Raw genomic sequence first — 26,982 nt, 5'->3', positions numbered from 1 at the left:
GCCGCCCGCGCGGATCAGCCCGCGGCCTCGCCGAGCTCGGCGACGCTGGGCCGGACCGGCTGCGCGCGCGCTTCGAGGTGCGCGAACGCCTGCTCCACGGTCGTGGTCCAGGAGATGGCGTCGAAGACGTCGGGACGGGTGAAGCCCTCGTCGTACATGCCCTCGATCAGCTCCCTGAGCGGGCGGTACAGGCCCCAGGGGTCGAGCAGGACCAGCGGGCGGTCATGGATGCCGAGCACCCGGGCCGTCCAGATCTCGAACAGCTCCTCCAGCGTGCCGATGCCGCCGGGCAGCACCAGGAACGCGTCGGAGCGGGCGTCCATGACGCCCTTGCGCTCGCGCATGTCGGCCGTGACGATCAGCTCGTCGGACTCCTCGTCCGCGACCTCCATGTCCACCAGCACCTGCGGGATCACCCCGACGGTACGGCCCCCGGCGGCGCGGGCCGCCGAGGTGACGGCCCCCATGCAGGAGACGGAGCCACCGCCGCTCACCAGGGTGTGGCCACGTCTGGCGAGCTCGGCGCCCACGGTCGCGGCGAGTTCGAGGTATTTCCGGTCGATGGAGAGGCTGGAGGCGCAGTAGACGCAGATGTTCACGTCGGCACAGCCTATTGGGGCTCGGCCGTCTGGACGGCGGCGGCCGCGTCCTCCTCCTGGCGCTGCTTGGAGCGGGCCCGGTCGGCGTCGGCGATGATGCGCACGGCCTCGTCGACGTCGTCGGTCATGCTGATCAGGTCGAGGTCCTGCGGCGCGATCTTCCCGCTGCCCAGCAGCGAGCCCTTGACCCAGTCGAGCAGCCCGCCCCAGAACTCCGTGCCCATCAGCACCACGGGGAACGAGGTGACCTTGTGGGTCTGCACCAGGGTGAGCGCCTCGAACAACTCGTCGAGCGTGCCGAAGCCGCCCGGCAGGGCGATGAAGCCGCAGGAGTACTTCACGAACATCGTCTTGCGCACGAAGAAGTAGCGGAACTCGATGCCCAGGTCGACGTAGTCGTTCATGCTCTGCTCGAACGGCAGCTCGATGCCGAGCCCGACCGACACCGCGCCGTCGACGTCGCGCGCGCCCCGGTTGGCCGACTCCATGACGCCGGGCCCGCCGCCCGTGATCACGGCGTAGCCCGCCTCGGCCAGCGAGCGGCCGAGCGCCCGGCCCATCGCGTAGTCGGGGGAGTCGGGCTTGGTGCGGGCCGAGCCGAAGACGGTGACCGCCGGCGGCAGCTCGGCGAGCTGCCCGAAGCCCTCGACGAACTCCGCCTGGATGCGCAGCACCCGCCACGGATCCATGTGCACCCAGTCGGAGGAGCCCTGACGTTCCAGCAGCCGCTGGTCGTGGGTGGAGCTGGGGACGAGCTTGCCCCGGACCACGGCCTGACCCTGGCGGCGTTCCCGGCGATTCTGTTCCATGCGGCTCACGCTAGTCCCTCCCGCGGCGGCGGGTTCCCCGCCCGTGTCACTGCCCGATCGGCTCCCGAGACTGCCCTCCTCCGGCGAAAGCGCAGGTAGCAGCGGTGGAACAGGAGTCGAAAAAATCTTGAAGAAAGCGTGGAACCGAATTTCGACTCCCCCGCGTCTAATCGCATGAGGGTGCTGCTCGGGACTGAAAGTGGTCTTCCCCGCCAAATGGCCGGCGAGGAAGGCCACTTTCATATTGTGAGCCAGTCGCGCATCGCGCGCTCACTCTCGACGATCTTCGGCAGCGCCACGTACTCGCCCTGCTGGTGCGCGAGGTTCGGATCGCCGGGCCCGTAGTTGACGGCCGGCACGCCGAGCGCGGAGAAGCGGGCGACGTCGGTCCAGCCCAGCTTGGCGCGGGGAGCGCCGCCGACGGCCGCGGTGAAGGCCGCCGCCACCGGATGCGTCAGCCCCGGCCTGGCCGCCGGCGCGGCGTCCACGACGCTCACCGCGAACCCGTCGAACACCTCGCGGACGTGCTCCTCCGCCTCCTCGAGCGACTGGTCGGGCGCGAAGCGGTAGTTGACGGTCACCACGCACAGGTCGGGGATGACGTTGCCGGCGACCCCGCCCCGCACGCCGACCGCGTTGAGCCCCTCGTGGTACTCCAGGCCGTCCACCACCGGCCGCCGCGGCTCGTACGCGTTCAGCCTGGCCAGCACCGGCTCGATCCCGTGCACGGCGTTGACCCCGAACCACGACCGCGCGCTGTGCGCCCGCTTGCCGGTCACGGTGACCTCGGCGCGCAGCGTGCCCTGGCAGCCGCCCTCGATCACGCCGTCGGTGGGCTCCATCAGCACCGCGAAGTCGGCCGCCAGCCAGCCCGCGTGGTCTCTGGCGACCCGGGTCAGGCCGTTGCGCTCGGCCTCGATCTCCTCGCAGTCGTAGAAGACGTACGTGACGTCCCTGGTGGGGGCGGGCACGGTGGCGGCCAGCCGGAGGGCGACCGCCACGCCGGCCTTCATGTCGGAGGTGCCGCAGCCGTAGAGCAGGTCGCCGTCCACCCGGCTGGGCAGGTTGGCGGCGACGGGGACGGTGTCGAGGTGCCCGGCGATCAGCACGCGCTCGGGGCGGCCCAGGCCGGTGCGGGCCACGACCGTCTCCCCCGACCTGGCCACCGTCAGGTGCGGCAGCGCCAACAGCGCCCGCTCGACGTCGTCGGCCAGCGCCTTCTCGGCGCCGCTCACCGACTCGATGTCCACGATCGCGGCGGTCAGGTCGCGTACGTCCTGGGTCAGGTCCAGCATCAGGTGTTCACTCCGTGTTCGCGCAGCGTCGCGTTGATCGCCGCCTTGTCGTGCCGCCGCCCCGGCTCCAGCCGCTTGATCACCAGCACGCACGGCAGGCCGAACGTGCCGCCGGGGAACTCCTTCATCCGCGTGCCCGTCACGGCCACGCACCACGGGGGGATCCGGCCGCGGGCCAGTTCCTCGCCGGTCTCGGTGTCGATCACCGGGATGGACGCGGACAGGATCGTCCCGGCCCCGACGACCGCCCCCTGGCCGACCCTGGCCCCGTCGACGATCATCGACCGGCTGCCGATCAGCACGTCGTCCTCGACGACGACCGGCACGGCGGTGGGCGGCTCCAGCACGCCGCCGATGCCCACCCCGCCCGACAGGTGTACGTTCTTGCCGATCTGGGCGCACGATCCGACGGTGGCCCAGGTGTCGACCATCGTGCCGGAGTCGACGTACGCGCCGATGTTCGTGAACGACGGCATCAGCACCACGCCCGGCCCCAGGTACGAGCCCCAGCGCGCGATCGCGCCCGGCACCACCCGCACGCCGTCGAAGGAGCTCTTCAGCGGGTGCCTGTCGCGGTGCTGGAAGTCGCCCACCTGCGAGCGGGCCAGGCCCAGCACCTTGAAGCTGAGCAGGATGGCCCGCTTGGCCCGCTCGTCCACGACGACCTCGTCGTCCACGACGCCGGCGACCCTGGCCTCGCCTCGGTCGAGCAGGTCCACCGCGCCCACCACCAGGTGGCGCGCCTCGGCGTCGGCCGGCGACAGTTCGGCGCGGCGCTCCCACAACTCGTCCACCACGGGGGGCAACGGTGACGAGGTGCTCACGTGACTCATGGCCTCGCAGCTTATCCGGCCGGGTAGGTTCTTCAGGGTGCGCCTGCGCTTCTCACGTGGAGTCATCACCATCGCGATCATCGTCGTCGTGCTCGCCGTGGGCGTCTCCGCCGGCCTCTATCACCTGATGCGGAGGGTGCCCTCCCCACTGGTTCAGGAGGAGCCCTTCTGCGTCGTCACGACTCCCGACGGCGTCCTGAGCCTGCTTCCCGAGCAGGCCCAGATCTCCGCCACCATCGCGGCCGTCGCGGCGCGGCGCAGGCTGCCCGAGCGGGCCGTGGTGATCGCGTATGCCACGGCGCTGCAGGAGTCGAAGATCCAGAACCTCGACTACGGTGACCGCGACTCCGTCGGCGTGTTCCAGCAGCGGGAGTCCCAGGGATGGGGCACCGAGAAGCAACTCATGGACCCCGTGTACGCCACCAACAAGTTCTTCGCCGCGCTGGTCAAGGTGAAGGACTACCGGAAGATCCCGCTGGCCGAGGCGGCCCAGGCCGTGCAGCGCTCGGCCGGGGGTTACGCGTACGCGCCGCACGAGCCGGACGCCAAGATCCTGGCCGCCGCCTTCACGGGGCGGGTGCCCCAGGCCGTGCGCTGCTGGTATCCCGTCAAGAAGAGCCCCGTGCCGCAGCCCAGGACCGTCGAGGCGCGCAAGCAGCTCACCAGGGCGCTGGGCAGCCTGGCGATCACCACGAAGCGCCGGGGGTGGCTGGTGGCCTCCTGGTGGGTGGCGCACGCCGAGAAGTACGCGCTCAGCCGGGTGGGCTACAGCGGGGCCACCTGGTCCAACGACATCGAGGCGGAGGGGTGGCGGCCGGGCGGCTCGGCCGGCGCGGGGAAGGTCGAGCTCGCCTGACGGCGCGGGGCCGCCCGTGGTGTCAGGAGGCGCGGCGGACGATGGAGATGGAGCCCGGCGGGAGCGGCTGGGCGTAGCCGGCCGTCCAGGAGCCGCCCTGGACGCGTTCGAAGGACAGCAGCCGCCCGTCGGAGGCCCGGTAGTCGGCGAAGTCGAGCAGCCCCCGGTCGGGGTGGCCGGTCTCGCCCTCGCTGCGGAAGGCGGCGGTGCCCCGCTCGATCGGGAAGAACTCGACGCCCTCCATGATGAGCATGCTCTTGGCCGGCACCATGCCCTGCGTCGGCACATCGTTCCAGAGCTGCACCTCAAGATGCGGCGGGCTGCCCGCCACCACCTCGATCGACAACCACTGCGACCGCCGCGTGCCGTCGCGCAGCAGGAACTCGACCCACTGCTGGCCCTGCCACGAGACGTGCATGACGCCCAGCACCCGTGAGGGAGCCCCGAGCACCTCGATCCGGTCGCCCACCCGGATCGTGCGCGGGTCGGTGTAGTCGGTGCCGGCCTGCCCCGGGGCGCTCACCGGCGCCGCCAGCGGGGCCTCGGCGGGAGCGACCTCGGCGGGCCGCGCGCCGGCGCGGCGGCCCCTCCTGTCCGGCCGCATCGTGGCCCAGAAGGCCCCGAGCAGCAGCAGGACGGTGGCGATGCTCAGTCCGAGTACGACCATGGAGGTCACGCTCATCGATCAGCTCGCTCCACTCGCGGTCTGCCTCGGCGTTAGCCCTTATTTATGTATGCGTGCGAGCCCATTCGCCGGGCTTCGACGGGCGATCCTACTGGAGGCGGCGCACCGCCGCACCGATCCGTTCGTCGGTGGCGGTGACGGCGATGCGGATGTGCCGCTCACCTGCGGATCCGTAGAACTCACCGGGGGCGACCAAAATCCCGATTTCGGAAAGCTTGCCGACCTGATCCCAGGCGCTCTGCCCGTTCGACGCCCAGAAGTACAGGCCCGCCGTCGAGTGGTCGATGCTCCACCCGGCCTTCTCCAGGGCGGGGCGCAGCAGGGCGCGGCGGGCGGCGTAGCGCTCGCGCTGCCGGTCGGCGTGCTCGTCGTCGCCGAACGCGACCGTCATCGCCGCCTGGACGGGCTGGGGCATGAGCATGCCCGCGTGCTTGCGTGTCTCCAGCAGCCGCTTGACCAGGACGGGATCGCCCGTCACGAACCCGGCGCGGTAGCCGGCCAGGTTGGAGCGCTTGGAGAGCGAGTGGACGGCGAGCAGCCCCTCGTGAGAGCCGCCGCAGACGTCGGGGTGCAGGATCGAGACCGGCTGTTCCTCCCAGCCGAGTTCGATGTAGCACTCGTCGGAGGCCACGACCGCGCCGCGCTCGCGGGCCCAGTCGACGACCTTGCGCAGGTGCTCGGCGGGCAGCACGCGGCCCGTGGGGTTGCCCGGCGAGTTGACCCAGACGAGGTCGACGGGCTCGGGACCGAGCGCGAGCGTGCTGTCGGAGGCCGTGCCGCTCGCCCCGGCCAGCCGGGCGCCCACGTCGTAGGTGGGGTAGGCCAGTTCGGGGAAGACCACGCGCCTGGCGCCCAGGTAGGTGGGCAGCCAGGCGACGAACTCCTTGGAGCCGAGCAGCGGGAGCACGTCCTGCTGCTCGACGGTCACGCCGTGCCTGCGGGCCAGCCAGCCGGCGGCGGCCTCGCGCAGCGCCCTGGTGCCGTGCGTGAACGGGTAGCCGGGGCTGTCGGACGCCTGCGCGAGCGCGTCCTGGACGAGCTGCGGCACGGGGTCGACGGGTGTGCCGATCGACAGGTCGACGATCCCGTCGGGGTGCGCCTGAGCGCGCTCCTTGTACGGCTCCAGCCGATCCCAGGGGAAGTCAGGCAGCTTGTTCACGATTCTCCAGGGTGTTCGGGTTGCCGTACTGCGGCGCGGGCGCACGCCGTGCGAACGGGCGCATCCGCAGCCGCCGGATGCCCCCGCGCACGGTGCTGACGGGACTCGTCAGTGGTCCTCGCCCTGCGGCGGCAGGGCGGACACCACCGGGTGGTCCTTGTCGATCTTGCCGACCTTGGAGGCCCCGCCGGGCGAGCCGAGGTCTTCGAAGAAGTCCACGTTCGCCTTGTAGAAATCCTTCCACTGCTCGGGAAGGTCGTCCTCGTAGAAAATCGCCTCGACGGGGCACACCGGCTCGCACGCGCCGCAGTCCACGCACTCGTCGGGGTGGATATAAAGCATGCGCTCGCCCTCGTAGATGCAATCGACGGGGCATTCCTCGATGCACGCCTTGTCCAGGACGTCCACGCAAGGCTGCGCGATGACGTAGGTCACCTCGAGCTCCTTCTTCTCCAGCACCATGGCACGACTCTGACCGCGGTTTGCTACGCCCTAGTATTGCCGTGCTTGCCTGCTGGCCGAAACGGAGGGGGGCAAACTCGTGGCCGCACGCCTTGTCATCTCCATCACAAGCCTGGACATAGGGGCCCGGATCACCACGCGCAGCCGGGTTCCCGGCGGGTTTCGAGACGCGGTCGGCATTCTCGTGTCGTGGGCGGACGGAGTACTCGAAGTTCGCAAAAGGGACGGCACTGTGGTGGCCATCCCCGAAGAGAGCCTCGTCGCCGCCAAAGTCGTTCCGGCCGCGCCTCCTCGACCTGGGCGAATGTAGCAGTAAGTATTTGTTGTGTGACTGTACGTACCTGCGCCGCCGCAGCAGCCATCCTCGCCAGCGCCGGATGCGGCGCGTCGTCCACGGACTCCACCACCACCGCGGAGACCAAGAACCAGCCGCCGGTCAACGTCCAGGCCGGGTCGATGAAGACCGGCTTCGGCTCCATGGAGCGCCTGGCCGAGGCTGCCAAACGCGAGGGTGAGCTGAACGTGATCGGCCTGCCCCGCGACTGGGTCAACTACGGCGAGATCATCGACACCTTCGCCGACAAGTACGACATCAAGGTCAACCAGTTGGAGCCAGGGGCGAGCAGCGGGCGGCAGCTCGACATCGCCGCCAAGCTCAAACCCGACGTGTTCGACCTGAACCTGGACATGGCCGTCTCGGGGGCCGACCGCTTCGCCCCGTACAAGGTGCAGGGCTGGCAGGATCTGCCCGACCACGTCAAGGACCCGGCCGGCGCCTGGTACGCCGCCTACGGCGGCTACACCTCCATCGGGTACGACCCGCGCGCGGTCAAGCCGCCGGCTTCCTTCGCCGACCTGCTCCAGCCCGGCTACCAGGTCGCGCTCGACGGCGACCCGCTGCGCTCGGCGGCGGCCTTCGACGGCGTCATGGCGGCCTCGATGCAGGCCGGGGTGCCCGAAGCTGAGCGGGGCGTGGCGCTGTTCACCAAGCTCAAGCAGGCCGGCCGGCTCACCGAACCGGCCAAGGCCAACGTGATCATCGCCTGGGACCACCTCAACGCGGCCCGCGGCGCGAACCACCCCGACGCCTGGCAGGTGACGATCCCGCGCGACGCGGCGCTCGGCGAGTACCACGTCCAGGCGATCGCCAAGGCCGCCCCGCATCCCGCGGCGGCCCGGCTGTGGCAGGAGTTCCTGTTCTCCGACGAGGGCCAGAACCTGCTCCAGAAGGGCTTCGCCCGGCCGGCGCGCGGCGAGGCGATGCTCATGAGGGGCACGCTCGACACCGAGCAGGCCGCGAAACTGCCCAAGGCGCCCGGCCCGCCGGTGCTCATGACGATTCCGCAGGCAGACGCGGCGAAGGCGTACCTGAAGAAGGAGTGGGCGAAGAGCGTGGGATGAGTGCGAAGTGACTTGATATGTCGTAGGGACGATCAGGCTCTAAAGTGAACAGACAGCACGGCCACGGGGGCCCGATGTCTGATCGAATGTGAGCTGATCGTCTTGCGATACGACACACCGAGCCTGGAGCGGTGGAACAGTCGCGCCTACGACAGCAGCTTCGGCTACGTCTCCACGCAGGGTGCGCCACTGGTCGACCTGCTGGACCCGCGCCCCGGCGAGCGCGTGCTCGACCTCGGGTGCGGGACCGGGGTGCTGACGGCGCAGCTCGCCTCCAGGGGCGCCGAGGTCCTCGGGATCGACGGCTCGGCCGCCATGATCAACAAGGCGCTCGCCCAGTATCCGGGCATCGACTTCATCGTCGGAGACGGGCACGACTTCACGGTCGTGGACCCGTACGACGCGGTCCTGTCCAACGCGGCCCTGCACTGGATGACCCGCGACCCCGGCGCCGTGATCGCCAGCGTCCGCGAGGCTCTCAAGCCTGGCGGACGCTTCGTCGCGGAGATGGGCGGGGCCGGCAACTGCGCCGAGCTGACCGCCGCGATGCTGACCGCCTGGCGGGAGTACGGCCTGCGCGAACCCGACCTCCCGTGGTACTTTCCCACGCCTGCGGAGTACGCCCGCCGCCTCGAGCAGGAGGGGTTCGTCGTCAGGTTGCTCGAATACTTCGACCGGCCGACCTCCCTGGACGAGTGCCCCGGCGGGGCCGCCGACTGGGTGCGCATGTTCGCCGCATCGGTGCTCGAAGGGCTTCCCCCCGAGATCGTGGAGCCCCTGCTCCGGCGCGTGAACGAACTGGCCGCGCCCGCGCTTCGCAGGGAGACTGGCTGGATGGCCGACTACGTGCGTCTACGCTTTGCCGCTGTTCGGCGTTGATGCGTCGAGCATGATGCGTAGGGCTGATTTGCCGGACTATGGTCTGTTCCGTGGGCGGCGAGATTATGGCTGCACCGCTGCGGCGGCGTGAGGGGTGAACGGAACGGGATGAACTTCTGCCTGAGCGACCTCGTACCACCGTTGAGGTGGAGCGACGCGTCGACGATCACGCTACTCACCGGGCAGCCGGACCTGCCGGATGCGTGGTGGCGCAGTTTGCCCATACCGCGCGTGCTGGCGGCGATCGGCCCCGACTCGCTGGGTGAGCTGCTGACGGAGATCGCCCTGGAGCACTGGCCCGCGGCGGCGGTGGGCGACGTGCTGCCGGCGCTGCACGTCCTGGACCCGGAGGAGGCCGACGAGCCCGCCGTCGCCATCGCGCTCGACCGGGCCGGGTCGTGGGCCGGGCTGCTCTCGCTGACCGGCAGGGAGCTGGTGGACCAGCCCTTCATCCAGGCGCGGCCGGTGCTGAGCACGCTGTTCTCCGCCGTCCTGGTGCGGCTCGCGCATCCGCGCGGCGCCGATGCGCCCGCCGCGCCCCGGCCCGCCGCATCCGCCGCATCCGCCGCATCCGCCGAGCCCGTCGTGGTCGCCGAGCCCGCCGCGGCCGTCGAACCTGTCGTGGTCGCCGAGCCGGTCGAGCCCGTCGCGCCTGCCACACCTGTCGCGCCTGTCGCGCAGGAGCCGGTCGAGCGCTCGCGCGCCGCAGACGAGCCTGAGCCCGCCGCTGCCGGGCCGGAGGGCGAGGAGGCGGGCGCGGAGGAGGCTCCGGAGCCGGTCGCCGCGCAGCACGCCGCTGAGGCCGCCGAGGAGCCCGCGCCTCATGTGGAGGACGAGCCGGTCGTACGGATCGTGCACGTCCTCGACGAGGAGATCGAGGACGTCCCCGCTCCTCAGGAGACCGGCGAACCGCAGGCGGACGCGCGCTTCCGCGAGGAAGCCCCAGAGGAGGCCGCAGCCGAGCAGCAGGACGCCGCCGCTGTCGACAACGACGGCCCGGTGACCGGCGCCGACGAGCCCGAGGCGGCCGAGCGGGCCGAGGACGCCGTCACGCCGGAGGCCGGGTCCGTGCCGGACTCCCCCGAGCCCGTGCCGGCCCCCGCCGACGAGCCCGCCGTCCAGGAGGCCCAGCCGCTCCAGGCCCAGCCGCTCCAGGCCCAGCCGCTCCAGGCCGAGTCGCACGAGCCCGAGTCGTACGAGCCCGAGATCGCGCACGGGGCCGGTGACACCGACGGACCCCGGACCGAGGACGAACTCGAGGACGACGAGCCCGGGGCCGGCCAGGAGCCCGCCGCCGCGAAGGAGCTGCCCGAGCTCATCGAGGCCGCGTTCGCCGGCCTGGACGACAAGACCTGGGCCGTGGCGCAGAACCGGGTGTTCACCGACCAGCCCTCGGCTGTTGACCAGCTCGCCAAGTTGTTCGCCGTCCCCGCGGCCGAGATCTCCGCGACCGAGGGCGAGCTGCGCGCCCGCCTGGACCGCTGGCTGGCCAGCGACGAGGCGGCCCCGTACCGGGCGCACCTGGAGGACCTGGTCAAGACGCTGGGCCCGGCCGCTCCCAAGGAGGAGCTGATCGGCGCGGCCGACTGGCACAACAGGGAGATCCGCGCGCTGGAGGTCCCGGCGTGGCAGTTCGTGCTGGCCACGCTGGCCCCGCCGCCCCAGGAGTCCCCGCCGCCGCTGCCGCAGCGCAAGCCGAACAAGAACCAGTCGCAGCCGCCCGCGGAGCTGGTGGGGTCGGCCTTCGGCCCGGCCCAGACGCCGCCGCAGTTCCAGGCGTTCACCCCGACGGCCCCGCCGGCCCCGCAGGAGGCCAACGGCGAGCAGGACCAGCCGTACCAGCCGCTGAAGGACGTCTCCCAGACGCGGTGCTGCTTCCGGCAGCCGGACGGCCGCTGGTGGCTGCGCATCGACGTCACGGCCGAGCAGCTCGCCGGTGGCGAGGCGGCGCTGCCGACCGGGTTCGCGTCGTACCTGGGCCTGTCGCCGGGCGAGAGCCGGACGGTCAGGAGCGCCGCGGGCGAGCTGACCATGGTCTGGCACGGCACGCCGAGTCTGCAGAGCATCGAACGGCTCCTCATGGACGTGGGCGCCCGGGAGGGCGGCCACCTGTTCCTGACGCTCTCGGACGAGGGCGTGCTGCGGGCCAGGCACCTGCCGGTCGCCGCCCAGGGGGCCGAGAAGATCACCAAGGCGCTGCGCCTGGTCGGGTACACCGCCCCCGGCGGCACCCGGGACCAGGCGGCCAGGGTGATCGCCACCAGGATCGGCATGTCCGGCCCCACACCGCTGCCTGAGCTGCTCGGCAAACTCAGGGAACGCGGCGACCGCGACCTGCTCGAGCTACTGGACTGAGCCGGTGCCGCGGCTCGCGATCGGCCCTGAGTTTCCCAGGGAGCTCAGCGCACTGGCCCAGCCGGTGCGCAGGGACGCCGTGGTCGCGCTGCGCCGGTTCCTGCTGAACGTCTCGGGCGCCCCGCACCCCGAGCGGGTCAGGGGCGCCAGGGATCCGCGGGTCGCGACCCTGCGCCTGGCCGAGGGCCATCGCGGGGTGTTGGTGCGGCAGCGGGACGTGTACTGGCTGCGTACGGTCCTGCCCGACCCCGAGGCGTGGTCGTACGCCCGCCGCCACCGCTACGGCGTCAACCCGGTGCTCGGCGTCGTCGAGGAGTGGGACGCCGAGGCCCTGGAGCGGGTGGAGCCCGCGTTACGCCGGTCGGCGAGCAGGTCGTCCGCGCCCGAGCGGCTGTTCGCCCCGATCTGCGACGGCGACCTGCTGGGGCTGGGCCTCGACGGGCCCGCGCTGCCGCTGTTCCGCCTGATCGCGACCGAGGCCGACGTGGCGGCGCTGGAGCCGCTGCTGCCGCCCACCCAGTACGCGCCGCTGGCCGTGCTGGCCAGGGGCGGCACGCTGTCGGAGGCGTGGCGGGAGCTGGACTCCTGCCGTGCCGGCGAGCGCGAGCCCGGCCCGATCGACACCGACGACCTGTACGCGGCGCTGCTGCGCAGCCCGGACCGCGCCGCGTTCGTCTCCGACAAGGTCATGCTGGACCGGGTGCTGAGCGCGCCGGGCTGGTGCACGTTCCTGCACCCGCCGCAGCACCGGCTGGCCAGGGCGGCCAGGTACGAGCATCCGGTGCTGGTCGTGGGGGGTGCGGGCACCGGCAAGACCGTGGTCGCCCTGCACCGGGCCGCCCATCTGGCCGCGCGGGGCGCCGGGCCGGTGCTGCTGGTGACGTTCTCCCAGAGCCTGGCCGAGGAGCTGTCGGCGAAGCTGGACCTGCTCATCGAGGACGAGGTGCTGCGCAAGCGGGTCGAGGTGGACAACCCCGAGCGCCTGGCGGTCCGCATCGTGGCCGGCGCGGAGGGCCGCCGTCCGGCGCTGGTGGGCCCGGGGGCGCGCTCGCTGGCCCAGCTCACGGAGGACGCGCTCAGGTTGTTGTCGATCACGACCGGAGATCTCCTCGACGACGTGGATCCGGCGGGCAAGCCGTACCGTCACATGATTGTGGACGAGGCACAGGACATCAGCCCGGCGCAGTGGCGGCTGCTGCGGGCGGCCGTGCCCCGGGCGCGCGACGACCTGTTCATCGTCGGGGACCCGCACCAGCGCGTCACGGACACGCGGGTGACGCTCGGCGCGCTGGGCATCCCGGCCGTCCAGCACACGCTCCACCGTTCGCACCGGCTGTCGCAGGAGTTGCTCTCCTTCGTCGTGCGGTTGCGCGGCGGCCCCTCCCCCGGCCTGGTCAAGGACGCGACCGACCTGTCGGACTTCAGCGCGGACCGCCACGGCGAGCGGCCGGTCGTCCGGGCGTACGACACGCCGGAGGCGGAGCTGACCGGGCTGCGCGGCACGATCGACGCCTGGCTGGCCGACGGGGTGCCGCCGCGGGAGATCGCGGTCGGGGCCCGGGAGCAGCGGCTGGTCCGCGCGGCCAGGCGCGCGCTCTCCGGTCTCGACGTGCGGATCTCGACGTTCCAGCAGTTGAAGGGGCTCGAGTTCGAGCGGGTGGCGCTGATCGGGGTGGAGGAGGGGGTGGTCCCCGGGCCGCCGCCCGAGCAGCCGCCCCGAGATCCGTACGCGCGGGCTCGTGCCCTGCAACGCGAACGGAGCATACTGTTCGTCGCCTGCACTCGTGCCCGTTCGATGCTCTATATCTCCCATTCCGGAAGAGGGAGCCCGTTTCTACCGCTCTGATCACATAGTCTGAACTGCGGATATCTTCCCTTTGCCGGTTGGACCTCAATGAACCTCAGCCTGAGCGACCTCACGCCACCCCTGCGCTGGACCTCCCCTGGTCAGATCGCGCCGATCGTGGAGGAGCCGAAGCTGCCCGAGGCCTGGTGGCAGGCGATTCCCCTCGACCGCGCGTGCGCCATGGCCGGCACACAGGCCGTGGCCGACCGCCTGGCCGAGCTCGCCGTGGCCTGCTGGGGGCATCTCATGCTCGGCGACATCCTGCCGCTGCTGCGCTTCTCCGACCCCGTCGAGGCCGAGCGCACGCCCGAGTCCCTGGGCAAGGACATGGTGCAGAAGCTGTTCGGCGCCGTGTTCGAGCGGCTGCTCGAACCCGTCCCCGAGGCCGTGCAGTCGCCGTCCCCGTCGCCCTCGCCCGCCAAGCCCGACCGGCCGCTCCCCGAGCTGATCGACGAGCTGTTCGGGGCGATGGACGACCGGCAGCGGGCCATCGCCCGCGACCGCCTGTACGCCACCCAGCGGGTCACGCTCGACGAGCTGGCGCAGCGCTTCTCGGTGACCCGGGAGCGGATCAGGCAGATCGAGCGCGACCTGCGCGAGAGCGTGGAGGGCTGGCTGGGCAGGCCCGAGGCGTCCGCACTGGTGACCCACGTCTCCTGGCTGCGGGGCCGGCTGGGCTCCGCCGTGCCCGCCGACGACCTCCAGACCACCGTGCCGTGGCACGGCGCCGAACTGCGCGCGCTGGGCATCCCGGCGTGGCGGTTCGTGCGCACGCTGCTGACCGGCTACGAGCAGGCCGACGACTGGCTCGTGGCGGGCGGGGCCGACGAACTGCGCGAGAAGACCCGCCAGCTCTTCGCCGACGGGCCGCACCCGCTCGGCGCGGCCGTGTCCATGGTGACCCAGCTCGGCGTGCGCGAGGACGTGGCCGAGCGGTGGATCCTGGCCGTGCCGCAACTGCGCGTGCTGGGCCAGCACGTGGTGCCGTGGCCGCGCAGCATCAACGAGAAGGCCGAGGCGGTGCTCGCGGTGGCGGGCGCGCCGCTGACGCCCGAGGAGATCCAGGAGCGCATCGGCGAGGACTACAGCCTGGTCGGCATCCGCAACCAGCTCACCGCCGACGAGCGCTTCCGCCGGGTCGACCGCAACAAGTACGGGCTGACCGGGTGGGGCGGCGACGAGTACCTGGGGATCAGGGAGATGATCGCCAGGGAGATCGAGCGGGCCGGCGGCGAGGCCTCGGTGAGCACGATCGTGGCGAACCTGACCTCCCGCTACGAGGTGAGCGAGAGCTCGGTGCGCGCCTACTCGGGCGGGCCCGGGTTCGAGCGCACGCAGCGGGGCTGGATCAGGGTGGCGGGCACCGCGCCGGGCGGGGAGGCGGAGCCGTACCAGCCGCGCAGGGACGTCTCGGAGACGCGGCGCAGCTTCCGCTCCCGCGACGGCCGCTGGTGGCACCGGGTGGACGTGAACGCCGAGCACCTGCGCGGGTCGGGATCGCCGCTGCCCACGGGGTTCGCGGCCTACCTGGGGATGGCCCCGGGCGGGCAGCTCACGGCCTCGGCGCCGTCCGGCGACGTGGTGATCAGCTGGCACAACCAGCCGACGATGGGCTCGATCCGCAACGTGCTGTCGGAGTACAAGGCGAACGAGGGCGACCACGTCTTCCTGACGGTGTCCGACGGCGGCGAGTTGCTGACGCGCCACCTGCCCGCCGCACCCGTCGGGATGCCGCCCGTCAACCGGGCGCTCTACCTGTTCGGCTACACCGCCCCCGTCAGCTCCGAGATCGAGGGGCTGCGGCTGATCGGGGCCAGGATCGGGCTGCCCGACACGGCCACCCGCGAGGAGATCCTGGGCAGGCTGCGCGAGCGCGGCGACCGGGACATCCTCGGTTTCCTGGGCGGCTGACGGCCGGGCTAAGCTCGGGAGATGTTGCGGATCCACGACACGCGCACCGGGCGGGCCGGGCAGCTCGCCGCCGGGCGCGCGGTGCGGATGTACACGTGCGGGCCCGCGGCCGGTCGCCGCGCGCACGTGGGCGACCTGCGCGCGCACCTGCTGTCCGACCTGATCAGACGGGTCCTGGAGCGCCAGAGGGTACGCGTCGTGGCCTGCCGGGACATCGCCGACGCCGGCCGTCCCGCGGCGGAGCGGGGCCACGACGACGCGTTCGTGGCCGACACGTCCGCGCTCAACCTCCGGCCGCCGGAGCACCGGCCGAGCGCCGGTGAGAACGTCGAGGCGATGATCGAGCTGGTCGCCGGGCTGATCGAGCGGGGGCACGCCTACGCGACCCCGGACGGCCCGGTGTTCTTCGACGTACGGACCTTCCCCTCCTACGGGGAGATCTCCGGCTACCGGCTCGACCCGCTCGAACCCGCCGGTCCCGGCAGGCGCTGCCACGCCGACTGGGCCCTGTGGGAGCCTGGTGAGGAGGGCTGGGAGTCGCCCTGGGGGCGCGGCGTCCCCGGCCGGCACGTGGGGTGCTCGGCCATGTCGCTGCGTTTCCTCGGCCCGCGCTCCGACGTCCACGTCGGCGGGATCGACCTGCGTTTCCCGCACCACGAGAACGTGCGGGCGCAGTCCGACTGCGCGGCCGGGCACGAGGTGGTGCGGCAGTGGGCGCACAGCGAGCACGTGCTCTTCGACGGGCGCGCGATGGCCGGGGCGGCGGGGAACGTGGTGCTGCTGTCCGACGTGGTGGCGGCCGGGCTCGATCCGCTGGCCGTGCGGATGGCGTTCCTGGAGCGGCACTACCGCGCGCGGCTCGACCTCACCTGGGACACGCTGCGGGCCGCCGACCGCGCGGTGCGGGGGTGGCGTTCGCGCGTGGCGGAGTGGGCGGAGTCGGTGAGCGTCCCGCTGTCCCAGGCGCACGTGGACCGCGTGGAGGCGGCCTTCGACGACGACCTCGACACTCCGGCGGCGCTGCGCGTCCTGCGGGAGCTGGAAGGCGACGAGTCGGTGGCGCCGGGGGCGAAGTTCGAGACGTTCCTGCACCTCGACCAGGTGCTGGGGCTCGACCTGTCCACCGACATCGGCAAGCCCCGGCTGCCGCCGCCCGGGGCCGCCGAGCTGCTGGCGGCACGGGCCCGCGCGTACGAGGCCGGCGACTGGGCGCGGGCCGACCGGTTGCGGGAGGAACTGGCCGAGCTGGGGGTGCGGGTTTCCGACACTCCCGAGGGCCAAACCTGGGTCTGACGCGGCTGGGCGTCCGGAGCAGTGATCACGAACTGCCAGACTTGATGCCAGTTCGGCATGAAGGAGGTGGCGGTGAGACCCTTTGCGTGGATGCCGTGGCCGTTGCGGTGGGCCGCTCGGGTATTGACCGTTCTTCTCGCACTGGCTCTGGTCCTGACTGGGGTCGTCGTCTACACGGTGCGGAAGTCGTTCCCGCAGGTGGACGGATCGCTGCGGCTCCCCGGCCTGGCCGGGACCGTGGAGATTTATCGGGATAAGTCAGGAATCCCGCACATCTATGCCGACAGCGCGGCGGACCTCTTCATGGCCCAGGGCTTCGTCCACGCCCAGGACCGCTTCTTCGAGATGGACTTCCGCCGCCACATGACCGCCGGACGCCTCTCCGAACTGTTCGGCGCCTCCACCCTCGACAACGACAAGGCCCTGCGGACCATGGGCTGGCGCAGGGTGGCCGAGCAGGAGGTGCCGGAGCTCGCCCAGGACACCCAGAACTACCTGAACGCCTACGCCAAGGGCGTCAACGCCTGGATCAGCGCCAACCCGAACGCCTCCGACCGCAGCCTGGAGTACTCCGTCCTGAAGCTCCAGGGCGGCGGCGGGACGCCGGAGAAGTGGACCGCGGTCGACTCCGTGGCCTGGCTGAAGGCCATGGCGTGGGACCTGCGCTCCAACGTCGAGGACGAGATCGACCGCGCGCTGGCCGCCACCAAGCTGCCCAGGGAGCGGGTCGAGCAGCTCTACCCCGGCTACCCGTACGACCGGCACCTGCCGATCGTCAACGAGGGCACCGTCCGCCAGGGGCGCTTCGACCAGCGCGCCGAGCCGCGGCTGCGCGCCGGGCGGGCGCTCCAGGCGGCGGCCGACACGCTGGATGCCGTGCCGAGCACCATGGGCGCCGCCGACCGGTCCGGCATCGGGTCGAACTCGTGGGTGGTCTCCGGCGAGCACACCAAGAGCGGCAAGCCGCTGCTGGCCAACGACCCGCACCTGTCGGCACAGATGCCGTCCGTCTGGTACCAGGCGGGGCTGCACTGCCGCAAGGTCAGCGAGGCGTGCCCGTACGACGTGACCGGGTACACGTTCTCCGGCATGCCCGGCGTGATCATCGGGCACACCGACCGGATCGCCTGGGGCTTCACCAACCTCGGCCCGGACGTGGCCGACCTCTTCCTCGAACAGGTGGACGGCGACACGTACCTGTACAAGAACTCCAGGCTGCCGCTGGAGACCCGGCAGGAGAAGATCAAGGTGGCCGGAGGCAAGACGGTCACGATCACCGTCAGGAGCACCCGGCACGGCCCGCTCATCAACGAGGTCATCCCCGGCGCCCGGCCCAGCGGCGAGGCCAACGCGGTGGCGCTGCAGTGGACGGCGCTCACGCCCGGCCGGACCGCCGACGCCGTCTTCGCGCTGAACAAGGCGGGCGACTGGAGCGAGTTCAAGGCCGCCGCCGCGCTCTTCGACGTCCCCGCCCAGAACCTCGTCTACGCCGACACCTCCGGCAAGATCGGTTACCAGGCCCCTGGCCGCATCCCCGTGCGCACCAACGGCGACGGCACCTGGCCCGTCCCCGGCTGGACCGGCGAGTACGACTGGAACACCGCCCCCATCCCCTACGACCAGCTCCCCTCCGTCGAGGACCCGGCGGACGGCTTCATCGTCACCGCCAACAACGCCGTCATCGACCCCAGCCGCTACCAGCCCCTCCTCACCATGGACTGGTCGTACGGCTACCGCTCGGAACGCATCCGCACCCTCATCAAGGAGGCCCTCGAAAAAGGCCCGATCGACTCGGCGGCCATGTCCCGCATCCAGCAGGACACCCACAACGGCTTCGCCGAGACCCTCGTCCCGGCCCTGCTGCAGGTTGACCTCGCGGGCCCCTCCGTCCAGGCCAGGGACCTGCTCAGGACGTGGGACCGCGCGCAGACCCCCGACTCGGCCGCCGCCGCCTACTTCAACGCCGTCTGGCGCCACCTGCTCACGCTGACCTTCGACGACGACCTGCCCGAGTCGGCCCGCCCCACGGGAGGGGACCGCTGGTACGAGGTCGTCAGGCGGCTGCTGGAGGCCCCGGAGGACCCGTTCTGGGACGACGTGACCACCCGCGAGATCACCGAGACCCGCGACGACATCCTCCGCCAGGCCATGGCGTCGGCGCACCAGGAGCTGGCCGACCGGCTCGGCGCGGACGTCAAGGCGTGGCGCTGGGGCGACCTGCACCAGCTCGAACTGGTCAACGGCTCGCTGGGGACGTCGGGGATCGCCGCCGTCGAAGCGCTGTTCAACCGGGGGCCGCTGCCGGTCGGCGGGAGCAAGGACGCGGTCGACGCCACGGGCTGGAACGTCCAGAACGGGTACGCGATCACGGCGGTGCCGTCGATGCGGATGGTCGTCGACCTGTCGGACCTGGACCTGTCCCGGTGGGTCAACCTCACCGGGGCCTCGGGGCACGCCTTCCACGAGAACTACTGGGATCAGACGCAGGCGTGGGCGCGGGGGGACCTGCTGCCCATGTACTCGTCGCCGGAGGCGGTCAAGAAGGCCGCCAGGCACACGCTCCGGCTGAATCCCTGAGCCTTCCGGGGCGGGCGCCGCCTGCCCCGGAGAGCCCGGCGGACGGTCGCTCTGCGCACACGGCGTTGACAAAGAGTGTCAATCAGGAGCCCCCGGTACGCCGCCACCACACCCGCCGGGAGGGGTATCCGCCGTCGTCCAGCCCGGCCAGGCGTTCGAAAACGTTGTACGAAGCCTGATGGCCGCAGAGGATCACCGAGACGAGCATGGCGGCCAGATAGAGCGGCAACATCGGCAGCCCGAGACACCACGCCCACTGCGTGGCGTGCCGCCCCTCGTGCTGGACGAGCCGCCCACTCAGCGCGTCTCTGCTGGTCAGAACCACGTTCCCGATCGTGAAGGCCCCCGCGACGGGGAAGCGGTAGCGGTATCCGAAGGCCAGGACGAGCCCGTCGGGACCGGCCTGTCTGGACGCGCCGCCCACGACCGCGACCAGCAGGCCGAGCGGTGTGGAGAGGTTGAGGTAGTTCACCGCGCGCCGGAACCGAAAGCGCCTGTCCATGCGTCTCAGTCTTGACCAATCTTGACAAGTCGGAATAATGATCCCCGTCCTGAAATCTCCCACAAGAGCAGGATTATGAGATTCTCCATCCTGGGCGCGCTGCTCGGCACCGTCGCACTGGCAGGAGCCGGCGGAGTCGCGATCACCCAGACGTCAGCGACCGATCCCCTCCGACTCACCGACTCTCCTCCCCACGCGCAACTGGCTTTAGCCGGCGACCCGTCAACGTCGCCGCCGGCCCCGAGTGAGACCGCCAACCCCACCGAGACCACCATCCCGACGGCCACCCCCACCCCGACGGAGAGCCCCACGACCGGGGAGTACACCGCCGAGACGAAGGTGGTCAAGAAGAGGGGCGTTTCCTATCTGAACGTCTCTGTCACCTATGCGGGCGCGGGTTTCTTCAGCGTCGAGCAACGGGTGTGCAAGAGGCGATCGTGTAAGGACCCGACCACGGAGTTGACGGTTCTCGGAGGCGAGAAGGACGCCTCGATCCGGCTGGGCCGGGGCACGTACAAGAAGAAGGGGCAGCCCGACGTCAGCATGGCGCCGCTGCCGACCGTCACCGTCCGCGAGACGGTCACGGTGACCGAACCGGGTCCCACGGTCACCGTCACAGAACCCGGCCCGACGGTCACGGAGACGTTCACCTGTCAGCCGTACGTCGAGCCGACGGACGCCGTACCGCCGTCCGAGGAGCCCACGGGCACGCTCCCGCCCTCCGAGGAGCCCACGAGTTCCGTCACTCCGACGGACACCGCCGTCCCGACCGCGACCCCCACCGTCACGGAGACGCCGGCGCCGAGTGAGACGCCGACGCCCGCGCCGTCCGGCACCTTGACCGACACCCCGGCGGACGTTCCGACCGACCAGCCGACCACCGCTCCGACCGACACCGTGTCCCCCACCGAGATCCCGACCTGCCCGCCGCCGACCGACTCGCCGACCGAGCCGCCGACCGAGGAGCCCACGGACGCTCCCACGGAGAACCCGGCGCCGACCGGCACCGGCGTTCCCACGGAGACCGGCGTTCCGACCGACAGCGCGACGGCGACGCCGTCGGAGTCGGCCACCGCTCCGGCCCAGTAGGAACGGCACCCGATCGGGCCAGGCCACGTGCCTGGCCCGACTCGTGCCTCGACGGGTGGGGTCAGAGGGACTTGTAGCGGCCCTCGTGGTAGAGCAGCGGCTTGTCGTCCGACGGCGTGCCCAGCGCCGTCACCGCGCCCACCAGGATCGAGTGGTCCCCGCCGTCGTGCACCGCCGTGGTCGCGCACTCCACGGTCGCGGCGGCCCCGTCGAACAGCGCCACCCCCGACTCCCCGTGACGGTGCGGCCACCTGGCGAGTTGCCCGTTCAGCGGGCGTCCGCGGTGGGCGAAGAAGCGCGAGGCGTCCTCCATGGAGGCCGGCAGCACCGACACCCCCCACACCCCGGCCTCCAGCACGGCGTCGTGGAAGCGCGCCACCTTCTCCGCGCAGAACAGCACGAGCAGCGGGTCGAGGGAGACGGAGGTGAAGGAGTTGATCGTCATCGCATGATCGACGCCGTCCAGCCTGGTCGTGACGATCGCGACCCCGGTGGCGAAGCGGCCGACGACCTTGCGGTACGTTCCCGGATCCACGTGCCGCTCGATGGAATGCACCTCGCTACTTTATGCCGCTATGTCTGGCTATTCGGAGGGTACCCACGCAGAAGCCAAGATCCACCTCTAGACGTGGGCGAAAGCAGATAGGCCACCACTAGAGCCAGCAAACCCCCGTACAGGTAGACATAACCGGGAAGACCCGACGCGATCACGAGGTCCCCGGCCTTCAGCTCCAGCGTGAACGGCATGGTCACCAGCAGCCAGCCGAGCGCCGTCGCCATGGCGCCGAGCCGCGCCCGCATCAGCTTGCCCGCCCCCAGGCACACCCCGAACAACGCCAGCACCCAGACGATCGCCGACACCGGCACGGCGCCGAACTGCCACGCCGGATCGGGATGCGTGAAGCCGCCCACGACGGCCATGACGACCCCGAGCACGAACAGCATCCCGTAGGCCGCCCCGCCCAGCGCCGACTCGGCCTGGCTGCGATGTTCCATGTCGAACGAGGTTAGTCGATGCCCGCAAAAAGATCGTTCTCGCGGTTCTGCGGCTCGCCCAGACCCCCCGCCTCGACGGGCGGACCCGGCACCACGGGGCCGGGCACGCCGATGGCCAGCGTGTAGTGCTCGACGCCCAGCACCTCCTGGCCGATGTTGTTCGACAGCGCGAACCAGGGCGACCGGACGCTGATCTGCGTGGCGTGGGCGCGCAGGGCCTCCAGCTTGCTGCCGATCCACGGGCGGGCGTCGATCTCGGTGGTGACGTCCTCGTCCGGGCTGCCGAACGGCATGTCCTCGACGTTCTCGGTCAGGAAGTCGACGTCGGCCTCACGCAGCGCCTCGGCCCCGCGTCCCATGACGGACCTGGCGACGGCCGTGTGGTAGAACTTCGCGATCTGCCAGGGCTCGCCCTCGCCGAAGCCCGGTTTCGCGGCCAGCTCGAACGCTCTGCGCGAAACCCGGTGGGCCTGGATGTGGTCGGGGTGCCCGTAGAAGCCGTTGGCGTCGTAGGTGACGAGGACCTGCGGGCGTACCTCCCTGATGACCTTGACCAGCTCCCCCGCCGCCTCGTCGAGGTCGGCGCCCCAGAACGCGCGCGGATGGTCGTTGGAGGCCACGCCCATCATGCCCGAGTCGCGCCAGCGGCCCGGCTCGCCCAGGAAACGGTGGTCCTCGACGCCGAGCGCCTGGCAGGCGGCGGCGAGCTCGCCGATCCGGTACGGTCCGAGCGCGTCGTCCTGGTCGGCGGCCAGATGCGCGAGGTCCGCGGGGATGATCTCCCCCTCCTCGCCGAGCGTGCAGGTGACCAGCGTGACGTGGGCGCCTTCCGCGACGTACCTGGCCATGGTCGCGCCGGTGCCGATCGACTCGTCGTCCGGGTGGGCGTGCACGAGCAGGAGCCGTCGATCAGTCATGCCCACGAGCGTAGCAATGGCAGGATTGAGGCCATGAGCGAGAGCTTCCCGCGCCTGTCCGCCAGAACCCGCCGGTTCACCCTGGGCGTGCCCCGGGGCTTCACGATCTCCCCCGACGGCGGCCGGGTGGTGTTCCTGCGCACGAAGTCGGGCACCGATCCGGTGACCTGCCTGTGGGAGCTCGACACCGACACCCACGTCGAACGCCTGGTCGTCGATCCGCGCGCGTTCCAGGGCGACGAGGAGGACCTCCCGCCGGAGGAGCGGGCCAGGCGCGAGCGCAGCCGCGAGGCGGCGGGCGGCGTGGTCGCCTACGCCACCGACGCCGAGCTGACCAGAGCCTGCTTCGCGCTGTCCGGCGGGCTGCACGTGGTGGAACTGGCCGGCGGGGAGACCCGCAGGCTCGACACCCCGGGCGCGGTCATCGACCCCCGCCTCTCGCCCGACGGACGCCATGTCGCCTACGTCAGCGGCGGCGCCCTGCGCGTCCAGGACCTCGCCTCGGGCGCGGACCGCGCGCTGGCCGAGCCTGAGTCGGAGACGGTGACGTACGGGCTGGCCGAGTTCATCGCCGCCGAGGAGATGGACCGGATGCGCGGCTACTGGTGGGCGCCGTCCAGCGACGCCCTGCTGGTCGAACGCGCCGACGAGGCCCCCGTGGGCGTCTGGCACATCGCCGACCCGGCCAACCCCGACCGCACCCCGGCGGCCCGGCGCTACCCGGCGGCGGGCACGCCCAACGCGCTCACCGAGCTGTTCGTGCTGGGGCTCGACGGGTCGCGGGTGGCGGTGCCGTACGACGAGGAGTACCTCGCCACGGCCGCCTGGGACTCCCACGCGCTGTCGATCGTGACCATGACCCGCGACCAGCGGACGATGCGGCTGTCCGCGATCGACCCCGCCACGGGCGCGGCCACCCTGGTGCGCGAGGACACCGACCCGGCGTGGGTCGACATCGTCGGCGGCGTGCCCGCGCACCTCGACGACGGCTCACTGGTGTGGGTGGCCAACTCCGAGGGCGGCCACCGGCTGTTCGTCGGCGACCGCGCCGTCACGCCCCCGACCCTGCAGGTGCGGGCCGTGCTCGACGTCGATCACGACAGCGTGCTGTTCAGCGCGAGCGGCGATCCGACCGAGGTCCACCTGTGGACGTGGGACGGCCACTCGCTGCTGCCCGTCTCCACCCGTTCCGGGGTGTTCTCGGGGCGGATGTCCGGCGGGGTGGGCGTGCTGACCGAGCAGAGCCTCGACGCCGAGGGCGTGTCGACCACGGTCGTCCGCCGCGACGGCATGGCCGTGCCGATCCCGTCGTTCGCCGAGCGTCCCGGGCTCGACCTGCGCGTCTCGCTCGGCCGTTCCGGCCGTCGCGAGCTGGCCACCGCCGTGGTGCTGCCGTCCTGGCACGAGCAGGGGTCGAGCAGGCTGCCGGTGCTGATGGACCCGTACGGCGGGCCGCACGCGCAGCGGGTGCTCAACCGGCGCGGCGCGTTCCTGGAGAGCCAGTGGTTCGCCGAGCAGGGCTTCGCCGTCATCGTGGCCGACGGCCGCGGCACCCCGGGGCGGGGCACCGACTTCGAGCGCGCCGTGCTCAACGACCTGGCGACCCCGGTGCTGGAGGACCAGATCGACGCGCTGCACGGCGTCGCCGAGCAGTACCCCGACGACCTCGACCTCACCCGGGTCGCCATCCGCGGCTGGTCGTTCGGCGGCTTCCTGGCGGCGCTCGCGGTGCTGCGGCGTCCCGACGTGTTCCACGCGGCCGTGGCGGGCGCCCCGGTCACCGACTGGCGGCTGTACGACACCTGCTACACCGAGCGCTACCTGGGCGACCCCGGGCGGCAGCCGGAGGTCTACGAGCAGTCGTCGTTGTCGGCGGACGCGGCCAAGCTGGAGCGGCCGTTGCTGCTGATCCACGGTCTGGCGGACGACAACGTCGTGGCCGCGCACACCCTCCGCCTGTCGTCGGCCCTGCTCGCGGCCGGTCGGCAGCACAGCGTGCTGCCCCTGTCGGGGGTGACGCACATGACGCCGCAGGAGGTCGTGGCCGAGAACCTGATGCTGCTTCAGGTGGACTTCCTGAAGAGGTCGCTGGGCACCTGAAGCCCGGCGCTCTCACCGCCGTCGGACGGAACGGCCCGCTTCCGGCTGACCGCCGTGGAGCGGGAGCGGCGGGACCCATCTGAACCACCGTCGGGCGGGAGCCTCCTCCCGCCCGGCACTCCCACCTGGCCACCGTCGGGCGGAAACGGCGGCTCCCACCCGGCGCTCATCAGCCCGTCTGTCAAACCCTGGTCCGACTGGCCGCCCCCAAAGACCAAACCCCGGTCCGACGCGCACCACCACCTCGCTCCGGCATCGTGATGGCCATGCCGAAGCCCCTCACCCTCACGCTGTCCCTGCTCATCGCGGCACTCCTGCCAGGGCCCGCGGCGGCAGCCGTCACCACGCCAAGCGCCCGCACCGCCGACACGCTGAAGTGGCAGCCCTGCCCCAACGACAAGATCGGCATGGAGTGCGCCGATCTCCAGGTCCCGGCCGACTGGCAGAAACCCGAAGGCCGCAAGCTCACCCTCAAGATCGGCCGTCTGAAAGCCACCGGCACACCGAAGGGCTCGGTCCTGGTGTCCTACGGCGGTCCGGGCGCCCCCGGCATCGCCATGACCCAGTCCCTCCCCACCTGGTGGCCCGACCTGCGCAAGCAGATGGACCTCATCACGTGGGACACCCGCGGCTACGGCGGCGACCAGTTCCAGGGCCTCAGCACGGGCCTGCCGTGCACATGGACCCGCCTCCCCATCGCCGACCTGCCACGAGACAACGCCGACTTCGGCCGCCTGGCCGACACCAACCGCGGCTACGCCGAGGGCTGCCGCCGCAACGACCCCGAGCTGTTCGCCAACATGAGCTCGGCCGACCACGCCAGAGACATGGAAGCGATCAGACAGGCGCTCGGCGACGACAAGCTCAACTACTACGGCGCCTCCTACGCGGGCTTCTACGGCCAGGCGTATGCCCGTCTCTTCCCGGGCAACGTCCGCACGATGGTCCTCGACGGCACCTACAACCACAGCGCCGCCGACTGGGCACGCGAGCTGGAGGCGACGGCCGCCACGAACGAGCAACACCTGCGACGCTTCTTCACCTGGTGCACCGGCAACGCCTGCACGGACGTCCCCGCCCTCTGGCGCAAGCTGATCGCCCGGTCAGCCGCCGCCCCCATCCCCACCAAGACGCCCGGCGTCGCGTACAAGGCGGGCGACCTCCAGTCGTTCGCCCTGGGCCTCGCCCGTCAGGGCGCCTCGGCCTGGCCCACGCTGGCCACCGCGATCCGCAAGGCGAGCAAGGGCGACGCCTCCGGCTTCGTGCCCGCCGGCAGCGGCCTCCGCTACCCCGACCAGGCCACCCCGGTCACCGAATGCACCGACTGGCCCCGCTTCACCAGCCTCAAAGACCTGACCGCGACGGTGACCCGGCTCCGCAAGATCGCTCCCAACGCGGGCGCGGCCAACACCTTCGCCACGAGCACCCTCAACTGCATCGGCTGGCCCGTACCGGTCACCAACCCGCCCGCCGCCCTCCCGAAGGGCCTGCCGCCGCTGCTCGGCGCGGGCACGTGGGGCGAGTCAGACGCGACGGAACGCATCCTCTCCCAGGTCCCCGGCAGCACCACCATCCACCACGACGGCCCCGGCCACACCCTCTACGGCACGAACGCATGCGCCCGCGCACACATCAACCGCTACCTCACCACCCGGACGCTCCCGCCCTCCGAAACCCAATGCTGACCAACGACCACGCGTGCGCCGTTCGTTCCGCCAGGTGGTGAATCAGCGACGGCGACCGAGCCGCCGCTCGTACACTCCTGCCGGATGAACGACGTGCCTCAGCTCAGCGCAGGGCCTTCTGCAGGAGGTCCTGAAGCATCTCCTGCTCCTGCGGCGTGAAACCGGCCATGGGCGAGTCCTCCATGAGGATCTCGAGCAACTGGTTACGCAGGGCGGTGCCCTCAGAGGTCAGGGAGAGTTGCTTGGCACGGCGATCGCTCGGGTGGGGGCGTCGTTCGACGAGTCCCTGCTCTTCCAGCCGGTCGATGACGAAGGTCGCGTTCGACGGCTCACACCCCATCCGGCCGGCCAGCTCGCGCATGGTGAGCGGGCCGCTCAGCTCGCGCAGCGCGGTGGCCTGGGGCGCGGTCAGATTCAGCCTGACCGCTCGCTCCCTGACGTGCTGCTCGATCTGCCGGGACAACGCCCCGACCAGCCCACACAAGTTCCGCTCCACAGCCGCCTGAAACTCACCCCCACCCTGATCCCCGACCTCCGGCCCAGTCCCTGAGCCAGCCCCATACCTCAGGCCAGCCCCAGACCTAAGGCCGGGGCCAGCGCCGAAGTCAAGGGCAGGACCAGGGCCGGAGGCAGGACCAGGGCCGGGGCCAGACGCAGGCTCGGACTCGGGTCCGGGCTCAGCCCCGTCCCCATGCTCGACCCCGCCCTCGGGCCTGGGTCCGGGCCCGGGGGC

Annotated in this window: 23 protein-coding genes; 11 read left to right on the top strand and 12 right to left on the bottom strand. The window is 71.7% G+C overall.

Going from position 1 to position 26,982, the window contains the following annotated elements:
• Positions 1–14 precede the first annotated feature (14 nt).
• The 4 genes from FAF44_RS03555 to FAF44_RS03540 form a co-directional block, all read right to left on the bottom strand.
• On the bottom strand, positions 15–599 hold the full coding sequence (locus FAF44_RS03555) for a TIGR00730 family Rossman fold protein (protein WP_237101528.1): 585 nt from the start codon (positions 597–599) through the stop codon (positions 15–17).
• Between the two features lie 11 nt (positions 600–610).
• Entirely contained in the window at positions 611–1,408 is a 798-nt protein-coding gene (locus tag FAF44_RS03550; RefSeq protein ID WP_237101527.1) for a TIGR00730 family Rossman fold protein, read from the bottom strand.
• A 239-nt stretch (positions 1,409–1,647) separates the two neighbouring features.
• Positions 1,648–2,703 (bottom strand): succinyl-diaminopimelate desuccinylase, encoded by a 1,056-nt coding sequence (gene dapE / locus FAF44_RS03545; RefSeq protein ID WP_237101526.1) that lies wholly within the window; start codon positions 2,701–2,703, stop codon positions 1,648–1,650.
• Positions 2,703–3,536, bottom strand: coding sequence for a 2,3,4,5-tetrahydropyridine-2,6-dicarboxylate N-succinyltransferase (locus FAF44_RS03540; protein ID WP_237101525.1), 834 nt, complete (start codon positions 3,534–3,536; stop codon positions 2,703–2,705). The genes dapE and FAF44_RS03540 overlap by 1 nt, the downstream gene beginning before the upstream one ends.
• Here FAF44_RS03540 and FAF44_RS03535 point away from each other — a divergent pair.
• Positions 3,535–4,392 carry a hypothetical protein gene (locus FAF44_RS03535; protein WP_237101524.1) on the top strand — a complete coding sequence of 286 codons (858 nt, stop codon included), beginning with the start codon at positions 3,535–3,537 and terminating at the stop codon, positions 4,390–4,392. The two genes, FAF44_RS03540 and FAF44_RS03535, sit on opposite strands and share 2 nt — an antisense overlap.
• 22 nt (positions 4,393–4,414) lie before the next feature.
• Here the strand turns inward: FAF44_RS03535 and FAF44_RS03530 are convergent, their stop codons facing one another.
• From FAF44_RS03530 to fdxA, 3 genes are all read right to left on the bottom strand, one after another.
• Positions 4,415–5,074 (bottom strand): DUF4178 domain-containing protein, encoded by a 660-nt coding sequence (locus FAF44_RS03530; RefSeq protein ID WP_237101523.1) that lies wholly within the window; start codon positions 5,072–5,074, stop codon positions 4,415–4,417.
• A gap of 91 nt (positions 5,075–5,165) precedes the next feature.
• Entirely contained in the window at positions 5,166–6,236 is a 1,071-nt protein-coding gene (gene dapC, locus FAF44_RS03525) for a succinyldiaminopimelate transaminase (protein ID WP_237101522.1), read from the bottom strand.
• Positions 6,237–6,344: 108 nt separating this feature from the next.
• Positions 6,345–6,671, bottom strand: coding sequence for a ferredoxin (gene fdxA, locus FAF44_RS03520; RefSeq protein WP_237101595.1), 327 nt, complete (start codon positions 6,669–6,671; stop codon positions 6,345–6,347).
• Between the two features lie 354 nt (positions 6,672–7,025).
• On the opposite strand from fdxA, the gene FAF44_RS03515 reads away from it, so the two are divergent.
• The 7 genes from FAF44_RS03515 to FAF44_RS03485 all read left to right on the top strand — a co-directional run bounded on the left by FAF44_RS03515 (position 7,026) and on the right by FAF44_RS03485 (position 18,960).
• Complete coding sequence (locus FAF44_RS03515) at positions 7,026–8,099, top strand: ABC transporter substrate-binding protein (RefSeq protein WP_237101521.1); 1,074 nt, start codon at positions 7,026–7,028, stop codon at positions 8,097–8,099.
• Positions 8,100–8,201: 102 nt separating this feature from the next.
• Positions 8,202–8,978, top strand: a complete 777-nt coding sequence (locus FAF44_RS03510) for a class I SAM-dependent methyltransferase (RefSeq protein WP_237101520.1) — start codon at positions 8,202–8,204, stop codon at positions 8,976–8,978.
• 216 nt (positions 8,979–9,194) lie between these two features.
• Positions 9,195–11,333 (top strand): hypothetical protein, encoded by a 2,139-nt coding sequence (locus FAF44_RS03505; RefSeq protein ID WP_237101519.1) that lies wholly within the window; start codon positions 9,195–9,197, stop codon positions 11,331–11,333.
• A gap of 4 nt (positions 11,334–11,337) precedes the next feature.
• Entirely contained in the window at positions 11,338–13,179 is a 1,842-nt protein-coding gene (locus tag FAF44_RS03500) for a UvrD-helicase domain-containing protein (RefSeq protein ID WP_237101518.1), read from the top strand.
• Between the two features lie 48 nt (positions 13,180–13,227).
• Entirely contained in the window at positions 13,228–15,090 is a 1,863-nt protein-coding gene (locus FAF44_RS03495; RefSeq protein ID WP_237101517.1) for a sigma factor-like helix-turn-helix DNA-binding protein, read from the top strand.
• A 21-nt stretch (positions 15,091–15,111) separates the two neighbouring features.
• Positions 15,112–16,383 carry a cysteine--tRNA ligase gene (locus FAF44_RS03490; RefSeq protein ID WP_237101516.1) on the top strand — a complete coding sequence of 424 codons (1,272 nt, stop codon included), beginning with the start codon at positions 15,112–15,114 and terminating at the stop codon, positions 16,381–16,383.
• A gap of 90 nt (positions 16,384–16,473) precedes the next feature.
• A complete protein-coding gene (locus FAF44_RS03485; RefSeq protein WP_237101594.1) occupies positions 16,474–18,960 on the top strand; it encodes a penicillin acylase family protein in 2,487 nt (828 codons plus the stop codon).
• Positions 18,961–19,042: 82 nt separating this feature from the next.
• Here FAF44_RS03485 and FAF44_RS03480 read toward each other — a convergent pair whose 3' ends face one another.
• Complete coding sequence (locus tag FAF44_RS03480; protein ID WP_237101515.1) at positions 19,043–19,462, bottom strand: hypothetical protein; 420 nt, start codon at positions 19,460–19,462, stop codon at positions 19,043–19,045.
• Positions 19,463–19,537: 75 nt separating this feature from the next.
• Between FAF44_RS03480 and FAF44_RS54400 the strand changes: the two genes are divergently transcribed.
• Positions 19,538–20,551: a hypothetical protein gene (locus FAF44_RS54400; RefSeq protein WP_272894003.1), complete on the top strand. Its 1,014-nt coding sequence runs from the start codon at positions 19,538–19,540 to the stop codon at positions 20,549–20,551.
• Positions 20,552–20,612: 61 nt separating this feature from the next.
• On the opposite strand, the gene FAF44_RS03470 is transcribed toward FAF44_RS54400, so the two are convergent.
• The 3 genes from FAF44_RS03470 to mshB are packed head-to-tail and all read right to left on the bottom strand — an operon-like array spanning position 20,613 to position 22,464.
• The gene (locus tag FAF44_RS03470; protein ID WP_237101514.1) at positions 20,613–21,107 is read right to left on the bottom strand and encodes a flavin reductase family protein; all 495 of its coding nucleotides are present in this window, start codon (positions 21,105–21,107) and stop codon (positions 20,613–20,615) included.
• Between the two features lie 17 nt (positions 21,108–21,124).
• The gene (locus FAF44_RS03465; protein ID WP_237101513.1) at positions 21,125–21,547 is read right to left on the bottom strand and encodes a DUF6113 family protein; all 423 of its coding nucleotides are present in this window, start codon (positions 21,545–21,547) and stop codon (positions 21,125–21,127) included.
• Positions 21,548–21,558: 11 nt separating this feature from the next.
• The gene (gene mshB / locus FAF44_RS03460) at positions 21,559–22,464 is read right to left on the bottom strand and encodes an N-acetyl-1-D-myo-inositol-2-amino-2-deoxy-alpha-D-glucopyranoside deacetylase (RefSeq protein WP_237101512.1); all 906 of its coding nucleotides are present in this window, start codon (positions 22,462–22,464) and stop codon (positions 21,559–21,561) included.
• Positions 22,465–22,497: 33 nt separating this feature from the next.
• Between mshB and FAF44_RS03455 the strand changes: the two genes are divergently transcribed.
• Both FAF44_RS03455 and FAF44_RS03450 read left to right on the top strand, forming a co-directional pair.
• Entirely contained in the window at positions 22,498–24,564 is a 2,067-nt protein-coding gene (locus FAF44_RS03455) for a S9 family peptidase (RefSeq protein WP_237101511.1), read from the top strand.
• Between the two features lie 266 nt (positions 24,565–24,830).
• Positions 24,831–26,249: an alpha/beta fold hydrolase gene (locus FAF44_RS03450; protein WP_237101510.1), complete on the top strand. Its 1,419-nt coding sequence runs from the start codon at positions 24,831–24,833 to the stop codon at positions 26,247–26,249.
• 103 nt (positions 26,250–26,352) lie between these two features.
• On the opposite strand, the gene FAF44_RS03445 is transcribed toward FAF44_RS03450, so the two are convergent.
• Positions 26,353–26,733, bottom strand: a complete 381-nt coding sequence (locus FAF44_RS03445; protein WP_237101509.1) for a MarR family winged helix-turn-helix transcriptional regulator — start codon at positions 26,731–26,733, stop codon at positions 26,353–26,355.
• Positions 26,734–26,982: the final 249 nt, after the last annotated feature.

Origin of the sequence: Nonomuraea sp. MG754425 (assembly GCF_021699195.1) — a bacterium.
GTDB lineage: Bacteria > Actinomycetota > Actinomycetes > Streptosporangiales > Streptosporangiaceae > Nonomuraea.
This window is presented reverse-complemented; position numbering and strand designations above follow the sequence as displayed.